The following is a 13952-nucleotide window of genomic DNA, read 5'->3' as shown; positions in this document are numbered from 1 at the left end:
AGCGTGTAATCTCTCTGACTGCGTCTTCCGCCCGTATCCATTGCGCCCTCCTGATAAAAAGCCAGAAGGTGTAAACCTTATTCAGGACGCGACATCACCCATAAAAAAGCCCGCAGCGACGGCGGGCTTTTTCAGCAAGCAAGCGGCACGCCTCAGATAGGGCGGCTGCCGTACTTGTTGTCTGGCTTCTTGGGAGGATCGGCGACCACATTGGCCTCCACTTCCTGCACTTTTCCGCCACGCGACAGGAACTCTTCCATGGCCCTGGCCAGGGCATCGCGTTCCTTGTTCTTGGCTTCAATGCTCGGCAAATCATCTACCGACACCGCAGCCTTGGCTTTGCCTTTGGCAGCCGGGGCCGGCGTATCTTCACCGCCATCGTCGTCAGCAACGTCTTCCGCTGCTGCTTCCAGGCCTTCCTCGGCCTCGTCTTCGTCGCCTACTTCGAGGTCGTCGTTTTCCAGATCATCGTCGCTCATGTTCTACCTCATGACTTGCGAAAAGCAGATTAGTTATAGACCAGCTTTGGCAACTGTCGAAGTCGCCGTTAAAAAATCGTTCGCCGCTGCTGACCAGCGGCTATGCCCCATCACCGTGCAAGGTGGCGAGGACTTTACGGGCACCGCCATGATCACGGTGCTCGCCCAGATAAACACCTTGCCAGGTACCCAGTGCCAATCGACCTGCCGAAACCGGCAGACTGATCTGGCAGCCAAGCACGCTGGCCTTGAAGTGCGCCGGGAGGTCGTCCAGGCCTTCGTCGTTATGCTCATAGCCGTCTGTTCCTTGTGGGATCAGACGATTGAAAAATCGTTCGAAGTCGCGACGAACCGCCGGATCGGCGTTCTCGTTGATGGTCAACGATGCCGAGGTGTGCTGCAGCCACAAATGCAACAGACCGACCCGACACTCCCTGAGTTCAGGCAAGCCATTGATCAACTCGTCCGTTACCAGATGAAAGCCCCGGGGCCTTGCCCGCAGGGTTATCAGAGTCTGTTGCCACATACAGTTCTCCGCACGTTCGGGGCGCATTCTAGCGCGCTCTGGGAAAAAACAAAGGCCCTAATATTCCTGCAATGATGTAAGCGATTGGCCGTAGAAAAACGCTCGTCGTAAACACGACTAAAGGCGTACGAAAAATCCTTTCAGCTGTTCCTTTAACGACAAATCCAGGACAAAAAAATGCCCGGCAAGCCGGGCAAGTTTTTTCGATGCGCGTCTTACAGGTTGTAGCCGCGTTCGTTGTGTTGTGCCAGATCGAGGCCAACCGATTCTTCTTCCTCGGTCACACGCAGACCCATGACGGCGTCCAGGACCTTGAGGATGACGTAGGTGACGATCGCGGTGTAGATGACCGTGAAGCCGACACCTTTGCACTGAATCCACACTTGTGCACCGATGTCGGTGACAGTGCCGAAACCACCCAGAGCCGGCGCTGCGAAAACACCGGTGAGGATCGCGCCGAGGATACCGCCGATACCGTGCACGCCGAAAGCATCCAGGGAGTCGTCGTAACCGAGTTTGCGTTTCAGGGTAGTGGCGCAGAAGAAGCACACGACGCCTGCCGCCAGACCGATCACCAGTGCACCCATCGGGCCGACAGTGCCGGCAGCCGGAGTGATCGCCACAAGACCGGCCACCACACCCGAAGCAATGCCCAGTGCGCTTGGCTTACCGTGAGTGACCCACTCGGCAAACATCCAGCCCAGTGCCGCAGCAGCGGTCGCGATCTGGGTGACCAGCATCGCCATGCCGGCGGTGCCGTTGGCCGCCGCAGCGGAACCGGCGTTGAAGCCGAACCAGCCGACCCACAGCATCGCGGCGCCCATCAGGGTGTAACCGAGGTTGTGCGGCGCCATCGGCGTGGTCGGGAAGCCTTTACGCTTGCCCAATACCAGGCAGGCAATCAGACCGGCAACACCGGCGTTGATGTGCACCACGGTGCCGCCAGCGAAGTCGAGTACGCCCCAGTCCCACATCAGGCCGCCGTTACCGGACCAGACCATGTGTGCGATTGGTGCATAAACCAGAGTGAACCAGATGCCCATGAAGATCAGCATCGCGGAGAACTTCATCCGCTCGGCGAACGCACCGACGATCAGCGCCGGGGTGATGATCGCGAAGGTCATCTGGAAGGTGATGAACACCGCCTCAGGGAACAGCGCCGCAGGACCGGTAATGCTCGAAGGCGTGACACCGGCGAGGAACGCCTTGCCCATGCCGCCGAAGAACGAGTTGAAGTTGACGACGCCCTGCTCCATGCCGGTGGTGTCGAACGCAATGCTGTAGCCATAAATGACCCACAGGATGCTGATCAGACCGGTAATGGCGAAGCACTGCATCAACACGGAAAGAATGTTTTTCGAGCGAACCATGCCGCCGTAGAACAGCGCCAGGCCGGGGATGGTCATGAACAGCACGAGGGCTGTCGAGGTGAGCATCCAGGCAGTGTCGCCGGAATTGAGGACTGGAGCCGCCACTTCGTCTGCCGCCATAGCAAGGCTGGGCATTACGATGGACAACAGGGCTCCAAGCCCTGCGAATTTACGCAGAGTCATATTGTTTTCTCCTGGGGCGTTGGGTTTGTGGCGGCGTTTAAATCGCGTCGGTATCGGTTTCGCCGGTACGGATGCGAATCGCCTGTTCCAGATTGACCACGAAGATCTTGCCGTCACCGATCTTGCCGGTGTTGGCCGCTTTGGTTATCGCTTCGATAACCCGATCCAGATCCTTGTCGTCGATGGCCACGTCGATTTTCACCTTGGGCAGAAAATCGACCACATATTCCGCGCCGCGATACAGCTCGGTGTGACCCTTCTGCCGGCCGAAGCCTTTGACTTCAGTAACGGTAATGCCCTGCACGCCGATTTCGGACAGCGACTCGCGCACGTCGTCCAACTTGAACGGCTTGATGATGGCAGTGACTAGCTTCATGAAAACTCTCTCCCGAATTGGTGGACTTGCCCCAGGAAAACAAACCCGACTCAAGTCTAAGCGCAGTGCCTGGCTTTGTAACGCATCGTCGGCCGTACCTGCCCGACTGACGCCAGCTAACCGCTGCAGACGAAACTCCCCGCTTCGTCTGCCGCACTGCATTCGTCACAGCGACTGCATCAGTGCATGGGTCAAGAGTGACTAAGCAGAAACCTTGCCATCTCGGCAAAAACCTCTGATTTTAATCCCTTGACCGCTACCGCAAGCACTCGCGTGCAAAACGCTTCGCGGATACGCACAACAACAGTGCGCCGCCGTCCGTCCGCCTGCGCGAAAAGCGTGCATCCCTGACGACGAGATTGACTATAGACACTGCGTGATACACTGCCGGCCATTGTTTCCAGGACATTTCCCATGCTCGCGCCCAAAGACTTCCTCGACGCCCTGAGCGGCACTGCTTCCCGCCTGTTCAACGGCGACACGCCACTGCCAAAAGCCGAAATCGAAAGCCAGTTCAAGATGCTGCTGCAAAGCGCCTTCAGCAAACTGGATCTGGTGAGCCGGGAAGAATTTGATAGCCAGATGGTCGTATTGGCCCGTACACGCGCCCGCCTCGAAAGCCTCGAAGCGAAGGTTGCCGAGATGGAAGCGAAGCTGACTCCGCCAGCCGCCGAATAACACTACGTCCCTCTGTAGAAGCTGCCGAAGGCTGCGATCTTTTGATCTTCAGGCCTTCAATCATCCCGGCAACGTCCTACGACTTGCACCACCGCTATCCGATTGCACCGAAAGCCCAGGTTTCTAAACTCACCCAATGCTGAATGTTCAGCACTGGGTTTGGCGACGATTGAGGGCAGTTCCTCAGGCAAGAGGAACTGTTCAATGATTCAAGATGACGTTATCTAACGCCGCATGTTTTCACCCGCCACAAACTCCCCCTCCACGCCCTCCTCATCCAAAACCAACCTTGGTTCTGCGCAAATCGTAAGACGACTGAAGATTCATCCAGAACTCAGGCGTAGTGTTGAGATGACTGGCAAGCCTGATTGCCAGATCAGCGCAGATCCTGATCTGGCAAAGAACAAGTTTCCCGATCTCACTTTCGGGCCAACTCATGTGCATGGCCAGATCCATGACGGTCATGCCCAACGGCTCCATGAATTCTTTAATCAGAATCTCGCCCGGGTGAATCGGGCGTATACCATTACGATTCATTTTTTTGACCCCAGAAGCTGCATTGAGCGGCCAAACTCGAGCATCCAGCTCAGGAGCACAAGACCGTCGAAACCCTTTCGTCGGCGCCCTACAACTATTAGGGATTGGCCTTACAAAAATCGGCTCCTACACCTGATTACGCGCCCCTTACTCCTTGTAATACGGCGCTAATGAAACATCCGGTGAAGGTTCGACCCCGCAACCATCCCGCCAATATCCGCTCTCCCGACTACCCTTAAAAAACCCGCAGGAAGCGGCCCCCGATTCAGCTCAAGGAACGACCATGTCCCTCTCCATCGTCCACAGTCGCGCCCAGATTGGCGTGGATGCTCCCGCCGTCACCGTCGAAGTTCATCTGGCCAACGGCCTGCCGTCGCTGACCATGGTCGGTCTGCCGGAGGCGGCAGTGAAGGAGAGCAAGGACCGGGTGCGCAGCGCGATCATCAATTCCGGGCTGCAGTTTCCGGCGCGGCGGATCACCTTGAATCTGGCGCCGGCGGATTTTCCCAAGGATGGCGGGCGGTTTGATCTGGCGATTGCCTTGGGGATTCTTTCGGCGAGCGTGCAAGTGCCGTGTCTCACGCTGGATGATGTGGAGTGCCTCGGTGAACTGGCGTTGTCCGGCGCTGTGCGACCGGTGCGTGGTGTACTGCCGGCGGCACTGGCGGCGCGCAAGGCCGGGCGGGCGCTGGTGGTGCCCCGGGCGAATGCCGAGGAGGCGTGCCTGGCGTCGGGGTTGAAGGTGTATGCGGTGGATCACTTGCTGGAAGCGGTGGCGCATTTCAATGGGCATACGCCGGTGGAGCCATATGTCTCGGACGGTTTGATCCATGCCGCCAGACCCTATCCCGATCTCAATGAAGTGCAGGGGCAGATGGCCGCCAAACGAGCGCTGCTGATTGCCGCAGCGGGTGCGCATAACCTGTTGTTCAGCGGGCCGCCGGGGACAGGCAAGACGCTGCTGGCCAGTCGACTGCCGGGCTTGCTGCCGCCGCTGTCCGAATGCGAAGCGCTTGAGGTGGCGGCGATTCAATCCGTCGCCAGCGGCGTGCCACTGACCCATTGGCCGCAGCGTCCCTTTCGCCAGCCGCATCACTCGGCGTCAGGCCCGGCACTGGTCGGGGGCAGTTCGAAACCACAACCCGGCGAGATCACCCTCGCCCACCACGGCGTGCTGTTTCTCGACGAGCTGCCGGAGTTCGATCGCAAGGTGCTGGAGGTGCTGCGCGAGCCGCTGGAGTCCGGGCATATCGTGATTGCCCGGGCCAAGGATCGTGTGCGTTTTCCGGCGCGGTTTCAGTTGGTGGCAGCGATGAATCCGTGTCCCTGTGGATATCTTGGCGAGCCGAGTGGCAAGTGTTCGTGCACGCCGGACATGGTACAGCGCTATCGCAACAAGCTGTCGGGACCGTTGCTGGACCGCATCGATTTGCACCTGACGGTGGCACGGGAGCCGACGGCGTTGAATCCTGAGGTGAAGCCTGGAGACGACAGCGCCAGTGCGGCGGCTTTGGTGGCCGAAGCGCGTGAACGACAACGCAAGCGCCAGGGTTGCGCCAATGCGTTTCTCGATCTGCCGGGGTTGAAGCGGCACTGCAAGTTATCCACAACCGACGAAACCTGGCTGGAGTCAGCCTGTGAAAGACTGACCTTATCGCTGCGCTCGGCACATCGGTTACTCAAGGTCGCCCGGACGCTGGCAGACCTCGAGCAAGTCGATGCAATCAGACGTGAGCACCTGGCCGAAGCGCTGCAATACCGGCCGGCGACGCCTTAATGTTCGTTCAGATCAACCAGCGGCGTCTGCCGCACCTCGGTTTCGCGCCCGGCCTGAATTTCGGTCACACGCTTCAAGGCGTTATCCACGGCCGCTTTGTCCGCGAGCAGGCTGTAGCTGATCTGAAACTGTTTGTGTTCCTTGGGTGCAATGGTCGGCACCAGATTCAGCGGTCGCTGATAGCGGCGGTTGTAGGAGAAACTGGTGCCCGGCTCCAGCCCCGTGACATAGCCCTGCCCTTGGGTGTCAGTATTTTTCCACAGGGAAAACACGGGCAACTGCTGGGTGTTGAAACCGACGGAAACACCAAGGCTGCCGGCCTTGTTGTGCAAAACGGTCAGGGTGTCGCCTTTGGCATCCGCATAGGGCACGACGTTATAGACGGTTTCGTCGTAGTCCTTGGTCGGGCCGCGGTAGGTCTGCCAGTCGGCCAAATCGCCCTTGGCCTTGTCGTTGAAAGGCGACACCTGTTTTACCGGTGCAACAAAACGTGCGCCCTGCTCGAGGAACGGCGTACTGAAGTTGCTGTGATACAGCGCCTGGTATTCCTTTGGATAATCGCCGTTGTTGGTCAGCGTATCGTTGAGTGCGAAACGCACGCTGCCAGGCTCGGTGACCAGTTCAGTGACGACCGAAAAGTCGACTTTCTTGAACGCCTGCTCTTTCAGTTCGCCGCGCAAACTGATGGCGTAGGGTGGCTTTTCATCGATGTGCAGCGTGACGGTACTGGCCGGGATATTGGCGGCGCGTCCGTGCAGGGTCAGCAGCTCACCATTGTCCATGCCGGGATGGCCGACCCACTCGTAACCACAACGGGTCACCAACTCGTTGAAACCTTCCAGCCAGCCCAGACCTCCGCGCCCATTGAGCTCAATGAATGCCGGATTGACCACATCCTTGACCGGCGAATCCCAGCCCATCCGCACGCTGCCAACGGAGGCGTGCAGGACATTCATGCCACGGGTTGGCACCACCGAGAGTTTCATCGTGCCGTTATCGATGTCGACAATACTGACGCCTTCCTGCCGCCCACCATGCAGGGTGCGCAGGCTCACAGAGAACGGTTTGTCGGTTTTCACGCCGAGCTGCTCACTGGTGACGGTCCAATTTTGTGCAGGTTTGTCAGCATCGAGCAGGACGTAATCCCAAGCCATGGCATGGGAGGCAGCAGACAGTGCGCCGAGTGCGGCAACGAGTTTGAGCGGGGTCATGGCAGCAGCCTTTATTGGAGTTGTGCCAATTTTATAGCGCTGCGGAAACGTTTCAGCAAGTGCAAAAACAGAGGTAGAGGAGCGATTGATCCGCGATCAGAGGTGATGCAATCGCGGGCAAGCCCGCTCCCACAGGGTTCAGCGGCGAGCACAACTTTAGTGCACGACCGATATACCTGTGGGAGCGGGCTTGCCCGCGATAGCTATTTCAGAGGCGCATCAACGAAAGCGATCAACCTCGGAACGCAAATCCGCCGCCAGTTTCTCCAGCTCTTTGGCAGTGATCGCGAGGTTCGAAACAACCTCACGCTGCTCACTGTTGGCCAGTGCAATGCTTTGCAGGTTGCTGCTGAGCAAGGTCGCGGTGCTGCTCTGCTCCTGAGTCGCCGTGGTGATCGCGGCAAACTGCTGCCCCGCCGAGCGGCTCTGCTCATCAATGCGCGCCAGTGCCGAAGCGACATTGGCGTTACGCGACAAGCCTTCCTGCATCAGCACGTTGCCCTGCTCCATGGTGCTGATCGCGTTGCCGGTTTCCTGCTGGATGCTGTGGATCATGCTGGAAATTTCATCCGTCGCCTGACGGGTGCGCGAGGCAAGGCTGCGCACTTCATCAGCGACGACGGCGAAGCCGCGACCTTGTTCACCGGCACGGGCCGCTTCAATCGCGGCGTTAAGCGCCAGCAGGTTGGTCTGTTCGGCAATCGAGGTGATCACGCCAACGATGCCGCCAATTTCCTGAGAGCGCTGGCCAAGTGTGTTGATCACCGTCGCGGTGCTGTTCAGGGCGCCAGCAATCTGCTCCAGAGAAGACGAAGCTTCTTCCATCGAACTACGTCCGATCTGCGTTTGCTGAGCATTTTCCTGCGCCAGGCGCTGGGTCGCGCCCATGTTGTCGGCGATGTCCAGCGACGTCGCGCTGAACTCTTCAACCGCGCCAGCCATGCTGGTGATTTCGCCGGATTGCTGCTCCATGCCTTCGTACGCGCCGCCGGACAAACCGGACAACGCCTGGGCACGGCTGTTGACCTCTTCCGAGGCGCGACGGATGTGCTCGACCATGGTCGACAGCGCTTGGCTCATCTGGTTGAACGCGCGAGACAGTTGACCGATTTCATCATTGCTCGACACGTTCAGACGCACACTCAGATCACCGGCACCCAAGGCCTCGGCCTGACGCACCAGATCACCCAACGGCGCCAATTTGCTGCGCAGCAGCCAGACCACAGAGCCAACCGCCAGCAGCATCGCCAACAAACTGCCGATGGCCAACTGCGTGCCTACGCTCCAGGTCACGGCACGAATCTCGGCTTTCGGCATGTTCGCCACGACCGCCCACGGCCCGCCGTCGAACGGCACCGAGACACTATAGAAATCTTCGGATTTGTCGCTCCAGAAATGGCCTTTGCCCGGCGTTTTGGACATGCCGCCGATCACCGGGATGGCTTTATCCAGCGCTTGCACACCTGCTGGTGGAACCAGCCATTTGTTCTGTTCATCGAGCAGTGCCAGCGAACCGGTCTGGCCGATGCGGAAGCGCTTGAGGTTGTCGAACTGGGCATTCTGCGCGTCGGTGTAATCGAAACCGACGAACAGCACCGCAATCACCTTGCCGCTGCCATCGCGCACCGGGGTGTACTGGGTCATGTAGGAACGGTCGAAGAGCAGCGCCCGGCCGACGTAGCTCTGCCCCGCCATCAGCTTCGAATAGGCCGGATGCGCATGATCGAGCAAGGTGCCAATGGCGCGGCTGCCATCCTGTTTGGTCAGGGAGGTGCTGACACGCACGAAGTCTTCACCGCTGCGTACGAACAGCGTGGCAACGCCCGCCGTCATTTGTTTGAACTCGTCGACTTCCTTGAAGTTGTTGTTCAACACCTCGCTGCCCAGGTGCAGACCCGGGGTCTGGGTACCGGCAACAGTCACCGGCTCGCTCGGATGGATGCTCAAACCGGCGCTGAAGCGCTTCTCGAACAGCCCGCTCAAGCGCTGGGTGCTTTCCCGCAAGGTCCCGTGGAAGGTGCTCAGTTGGTCGGCCAGCAGCCGCGCCTCACTGGCCAAATGCTCTTCACGAGTAGCAAGGTTGGCGTTATCGAGCGAGCGCAGAGCAAAGACTGTACTGCCGCTGATGACAATCGCCAGTATCACAGCGAGCGCGAGGCCCAGCTGTGAGGCGATCCGAGCGCGAGGTTGAGACATGAACAGCTCCTGGCCGAGCCACGGGATCCTCCTTGATCACGACTCGGATAATTTTCTAATAGTGGGGGGTGAATCGTGGACACCGGCACGACGGTTCCACATGCATGTATTCGGCGGTAAGGCCGAATACTTGAGCGAACAGCAGGGTTATGGCACAAGGCCGGCATTGTGGCGGCTCTAACGTTTCAGCTCAAGCGCGCAACTGCCGGCAGTTCCATGGCGCGGACTTCGCCTTGCAGGAAGTCGCTGAGACGGCGCAAACGTTCGCCCCCGGGGCGGGTTTTTGGCCATACCAGGTAGTAATTCAAACCACTGGCGACAGCCGTCGGCCACGGCAGACTCAAGCGGCCTTGCGCCACATCTTCGGCCACCATCAACAAATCGCCCATCGACACGCCGTAACCTCGAGCTGCGGCGATCATCCCCAACTCCAGCGTATCGAACACCTGCCCGCCCTTGAGCGACACCTGATCGGCCAACCCCATGTGCTCCAGCCAACTGCGCCAGTCGCGACGATCCGGTGTCGGATGGAGCAACTCGGCGGCAGCCAGTCGGGCCACGTCCCAAGGTTGTTCATGCAGCAGGTTGGGCGCGCCGACGGGGATCAGTTCCTCGGGAAACAACAGGCTGGCCTCCCAATCCGGCGGGAAGCGGCCGTCGCTCAGCAACACTGCGCAATCGAATGGTTCATCGTTAAAGTCCACCGAGTCCACGTCCATCCACGCACTGGTCAGTTGCACCTCGTTACCCGGCTGCAAATGCCGAAAGCGACTCAGGCGCGCCAGCAACCAGCGCATGGTCAGGGTCGACGGCGCCTTCATGCGCAGAATGTCATCCTCGGCGCGCAAGGTGTTGCAGGCGCGCTCCAGCGCAGTGAAACCTTCTCGGATACCCGGCAGCAGCAGGCGCGCCGCTTCCGTCAGTTGCAGATTGCGCCCGCTGCGATGAAACAGTCGACAGGCGAAATGATCCTCAAGCGTTCGAATGTGTCGACTCACCGCACTCTGGGTGATCGACAGTTCCTCGGCCGCACGGGTAAACGAGCTATGTCGTGCCGCCGCTTCGAATGCGCGCAGGGCATACAACGGAGGAAGTCGACGGGACATGCACAAGGCTCCTGTGGCGGGATGCGGCCAACTTAGCAGAATCTTTCCAGGATGAGTTTTAATCATGCCACCCATCTTTTTTATCCCTTTGTGCAATCCCTTCCAAGCGCCGAGAATCAACGCTCTCTTATTCGTTCATTGATGGGTGGTGATGACCATGCAGCATCCTGTGCGCACTGAACTCCGGGCAATCCTGCGGCTGGCGGGGCCGTTGATTGCCTCGCAGTTGGCGCACATGTTGATGGTGCTGACCGACACTTTGATGATGGCGCGTCTGAGCCCTGAAGCGCTGGCCGGCGGCGGTCTTGGCGCGGCGACTTACTCGTTCGTGTCGATTTTCTGCATTGGCGTAATTGCGGCGGTCGGTACGCTGGTAGCGATCCGCAAGGGCGCCGGCGACATCATTGGCGCCGCACGCCTGACCCAGGCCGGATTATGGCTGGCGTGGCTGATGGCGCTGGGTGCCGGGCTGCTGTTGTGGAATCTGAAACCGGTGTTGCTGCTGTTCGGCCAGACTGAATCCAACGTCAACGCCGCCGGGCAATTCCTGATTGCCCTGCCGTTCGCCCTACCCGGCTACCTGAGCTTCATGGCCCTGCGCGGCTTCACCAGTGCCATCGGCCGGGCGACGCCGGTCATGGTCATCAGTCTTGCCGGCACGGTGGCGAATTTCCTGCTCAATTACGCTTTGATCACCGGTATGTTCGGCCTGCCGAAACTGGGCTTGATGGGCATCGGTCTGGTCACGGCAATCGTCGCCAACTGCATGGCGCTGGCCCTGGCCTGGCATATTCATCGGCATCCGGCCTACAACGCCTATCCGTTGCGTGCAGGCCTGTCGCGGCCGAACCGGCAATACCTCAAGGAGCTATGGCGCCTCGGCCTGCCGATTGGCGGCACCTACGCAGTGGAAGTCGGGTTGTTCGCCTTCGCCGCGCTGTGCATGGGCACCATGGGCAGTACGCAACTGGGCGCGCACCAGATTGCTTTGCAGATCGTTTCAGTCGCGTTCATGGTGCCGGCGGGCATGTCGTACGCCATCACCATGCGTGTCGGTCAGCATTACGGCGCCGGTCAACTGGTCGATGCGCGAATGTCCGGGCGAGTCGGGATCGTATTCGGCGCGGTGGCGATGCTGGGTTTTGCGATGGTGTTCTGGCTACTGCCGAATCAGTTGATCGGCTTGTTTCTCGACCATAACGATCCGGCGTTTGCCGAGGTGATCCAACTGGCGGTGAGCCTGCTGGCGGTAGCGGCGTGGTTCGAGTTATTTGACGGTACGCAGACGATTGCCATGGGCTGCATTCGTGGGCTCAAGGATGCGAAGACCACCTTCCTGGTCGGGCTCGGCTGCTATTGGCTGATCGGTGCACCGGCAGCGTGGTGGATGGCGTTCCACCTGGATTGGGGGCCGACGGGTGTCTGGTGGGGGTTGGCGCTGGGGCTGGCGTGTGCGGCGGTCAGTCTGACGCTGGCGTTTGAGTGGAAGATGAAGCGGATGATTGGGCGTGAGCGAGTGTCATCCAATCAATTCCCGGTCGCTCAGCCAGACTGAGATCCTTTGTAGGAGTGAGCTTTTGTGGCGAGGGGATTTATCCCCGCTGGGTAGCGAAGCCGCCCCAAAACCTGATGTCGCGGTGTATCAGGTACATCCGGTGCGACGGTTTGCGACTGCTGCGCAGCCGAACGGGGATAAATCCCCTCGCCACAAAGTCGTTCCAAATTGGGGTTTGTGGTCAGCTGACGATTTCCAGGGCTGGCTGCTGGCTCGAACCAAACGTCAGATACTCAACCAACTCCGCTAACGGCAACGGCCGGCTGATCAGATACCCCTGCACCTGATCACAACCAAACCCGCGCAGCAGCTCAAGCTGCTCAGGGGTTTCCACGCCTTCGGCCACCACTTCCAGATGCAGGTTGTGCGCGAGATTGATCATCGCGTGCACCAGCTTGCGGTTCTCTTCGCGTTGCTCCATGCCACCGACGAAGCTCTTATCGATTTTCAGCAAAGTGATCGGCAGGCTGTTGAGGTGCACGAACGATGAAAACCCCGTGCCGAAATCGTCCAGCGAGAAGCGCACGCCGAGGCGGCCGAGGGCGTCCATGGTCTGTTTGACCAGGTCGCTGCGGCGCATCACTGCGGTTTCGGTGAGTTCAAATTCCAGCCACTGCGCCTCTACGCCACGTTCGGTGATCAAACGACTGAGCGTCGGCAGCAACTGGCTGTCCTGGAACTGGCGAAACGACAGGTTGATCGCCATGTGCAGCGCCGGCAGGCCGCGCTCACGCAGGGCCTGCATGTCACGCAAGGCTCGGGAAATCACCCAGTAACCCAACGGCACGATCAGCCCGCTCTGCTCGGCCAGCGGCACGAATTCACTGGGTGGCAACAGACCACGCTCACCATGGCGCCAGCGCACCAAGGCTTCGAGGCCGACGATCTGGCCGTCTTCGAGATTCAGGCGCGGCTGGTAATGCAGCTCCAGCTCATCGCGACGCAGGGCCCGGCGCAACTCACTTTCGAGGTCGGCCATGCTCCGCGCGTTGCGGTTGATGCGTTCGTTGAAGATATGGAAAGTACAGCCCTGCGTGCTTTTCGCCTGCTGCATGGCGATGTGCGCGTGCCACATCAGCGGGTCGGCGCCGCCCTGAGCGCGGGCATGGGCGATGCCGAGGCTGGAGCCGATCAACAGGCTTTCGCCGTCGACCCAGTAGGGTTCGGCCAAGGCTTCGGTGATGCGTTCGGCCATCCACTCGGCGCGTTGCGGCGCGCGGCGAGTGTCGATCAGCAAGGCGAATTCGTCGCTACCCAGGCGCGCCAGTTGATCACCGGCCTCGAGCTGACTCTTCAGCCGCGCAACGACTTGCAGGATCAATCGGTCGCCAGCCTGATGGCCAAGCGCGTCGTTGGCGTGACGAAAGTTGTCGAGATCAAGATGCCCGAGGGCCAGACCCCGACCGTCGTTCTCCGCGAGGCGCGCGGCAAGCAAGGTCTGGAAGCCCTGACGGTTGGCAATACCGGTCAACGGATCCTGTTCGGCGAGGCGTTGCAGAGTGTTTTCCAGTACGCCGCGTTCGCGTACATGGCGCAGGCAACGACGGAGCATGCCGGCGTCGAGGGCATTGAACACTAGCCAGTCGCTGACGCCAACGGGCGCGGTGAGCGGTTCGTGTTCCAGCAGCAACACCGTCGGCAGGCTGCAACGGCCCGGCGCAGGTTGTAATGCAGGAAGGGTCAACAACACCGCGTTGCGGTTGTCTTCGAACAAACTGCTGACCGACTCCCAGCTCGGCGCGCTGATCAGCACTGCCGCGCTCCCCATTGGGGCCAGACACTCGCGCAATAACGCTGTCCACGCTGGCTCTTCGGCCAGTAACAGCAAACGCAAGGGTTCGACAGGCGTAGTCAAGCTGACTCCCTAGACTCTGCAATGATGTGGGCGGCGGACATTATGCCGTTGCGTCCAACAATGACCAAATGACAACGGTTATCAAAACGTTATTTTTTGTCAT

At 59.7% G+C, this 13952-nt stretch carries 12 protein-coding genes and 1 pseudogene; 4 read left to right on the top strand and 9 right to left on the bottom strand.

Annotation, left to right across the window (positions count from 1 at the left end):
• Window positions 1-152: 152 nt before the first annotated feature.
• From sutA to glnK, 4 genes are all read right to left on the bottom strand, one after another.
• A complete protein-coding gene (gene sutA, locus ACIQVE_RS24045; protein ID WP_402813095.1) occupies window positions 153-479 on the bottom strand; it encodes a transcriptional regulator SutA in 327 nt (108 codons plus the stop codon).
• Between the two features lie 100 nt (window positions 480-579).
• The gene (locus ACIQVE_RS24040; RefSeq protein ID WP_402813092.1) at window positions 580-1005 is read right to left on the bottom strand and encodes a secondary thiamine-phosphate synthase enzyme YjbQ; all 426 of its coding nucleotides are present in this window, start codon (window positions 1003-1005) and stop codon (window positions 580-582) included.
• Window positions 1006-1220: 215 nt separating this feature from the next.
• On the bottom strand, window positions 1221-2558 hold the full coding sequence (locus ACIQVE_RS24035; RefSeq protein WP_210704678.1) for an ammonium transporter: 1338 nt from the start codon (window positions 2556-2558) through the stop codon (window positions 1221-1223).
• Between the two features lie 37 nt (window positions 2559-2595).
• Window positions 2596-2934, bottom strand: coding sequence for a P-II family nitrogen regulator (gene glnK / locus ACIQVE_RS24030; RefSeq protein ID WP_002555808.1), 339 nt, complete (start codon window positions 2932-2934; stop codon window positions 2596-2598).
• A gap of 414 nt (window positions 2935-3348) precedes the next feature.
• Here glnK and ACIQVE_RS24025 point away from each other — a divergent pair, with 414 nt between their 5' ends.
• Together ACIQVE_RS24025 and ACIQVE_RS24020 are read left to right on the top strand one after the other, a co-directional pair.
• Window positions 3349-3612 carry an accessory factor UbiK family protein gene (locus ACIQVE_RS24025; protein WP_402813088.1) on the top strand — a complete coding sequence of 88 codons (264 nt, stop codon included), beginning with the start codon at window positions 3349-3351 and terminating at the stop codon, window positions 3610-3612.
• Between the two features lie 221 nt (window positions 3613-3833).
• A pseudogene (locus ACIQVE_RS24020) lies at window positions 3834-3914 on the top strand (phage antirepressor protein); the annotation flags it as partial.
• Here ACIQVE_RS24020 and ACIQVE_RS24015 read toward each other — a convergent pair.
• Entirely contained in the window at window positions 3886-4149 is a 264-nt protein-coding gene (locus ACIQVE_RS24015) for a HigA family addiction module antitoxin (RefSeq protein WP_402813085.1), read from the bottom strand. The pseudogene ACIQVE_RS24020 and the gene ACIQVE_RS24015 sit on opposite strands and share 29 nt — an antisense overlap.
• A gap of 283 nt (window positions 4150-4432) precedes the next feature.
• Between ACIQVE_RS24015 and ACIQVE_RS24010 the strand changes: the two genes are divergently transcribed.
• On the top strand, window positions 4433-5926 hold the full coding sequence (locus ACIQVE_RS24010; protein ID WP_402813082.1) for a YifB family Mg chelatase-like AAA ATPase: 1494 nt from the start codon (window positions 4433-4435) through the stop codon (window positions 5924-5926).
• Here ACIQVE_RS24010 and ACIQVE_RS24005 read toward each other — a convergent pair.
• The 3 genes from ACIQVE_RS24005 to ACIQVE_RS23995 all read right to left on the bottom strand — a co-directional run bounded on the left by ACIQVE_RS24005 (window position 5923) and on the right by ACIQVE_RS23995 (window position 10439).
• Window positions 5923-7137: an aldose 1-epimerase family protein gene (locus tag ACIQVE_RS24005; protein WP_402813079.1), complete on the bottom strand. Its 1215-nt coding sequence runs from the start codon at window positions 7135-7137 to the stop codon at window positions 5923-5925. The two genes, ACIQVE_RS24010 and ACIQVE_RS24005, sit on opposite strands and share 4 nt — an antisense overlap.
• 219 nt (window positions 7138-7356) lie before the next feature.
• Window positions 7357-9333: a methyl-accepting chemotaxis protein gene (locus ACIQVE_RS24000; protein WP_402813076.1), complete on the bottom strand. Its 1977-nt coding sequence runs from the start codon at window positions 9331-9333 to the stop codon at window positions 7357-7359.
• Window positions 9334-9518: 185 nt separating this feature from the next.
• The gene (locus tag ACIQVE_RS23995) at window positions 9519-10439 is read right to left on the bottom strand and encodes a LysR substrate-binding domain-containing protein (RefSeq protein ID WP_402813074.1); all 921 of its coding nucleotides are present in this window, start codon (window positions 10437-10439) and stop codon (window positions 9519-9521) included.
• A gap of 157 nt (window positions 10440-10596) precedes the next feature.
• Between ACIQVE_RS23995 and ACIQVE_RS23990 the strand changes: the two genes are divergently transcribed.
• Window positions 10597-11994, top strand: coding sequence for a NorM family multidrug efflux MATE transporter (locus ACIQVE_RS23990; protein WP_402813071.1), 1398 nt, complete (start codon window positions 10597-10599; stop codon window positions 11992-11994).
• A gap of 181 nt (window positions 11995-12175) precedes the next feature.
• Here the strand turns inward: ACIQVE_RS23990 and ACIQVE_RS23985 are convergent, their stop codons facing one another.
• Window positions 12176-13849 (bottom strand): putative bifunctional diguanylate cyclase/phosphodiesterase, encoded by a 1674-nt coding sequence (locus ACIQVE_RS23985; protein ID WP_402813069.1) that lies wholly within the window; start codon window positions 13847-13849, stop codon window positions 12176-12178.
• Window positions 13850-13952 lie beyond the last annotated feature (103 nt).

Origin of the sequence: Pseudomonas sp. NPDC098747 (genome assembly GCF_044760045.1) — a bacterium.
Lineage (GTDB): Bacteria > Pseudomonadota > Gammaproteobacteria > Pseudomonadales > Pseudomonadaceae > Aquipseudomonas.
The sequence above is the reverse complement of the archived record's forward strand: the minus strand, read 5'-3'. Positions and strand labels throughout refer to the sequence as shown.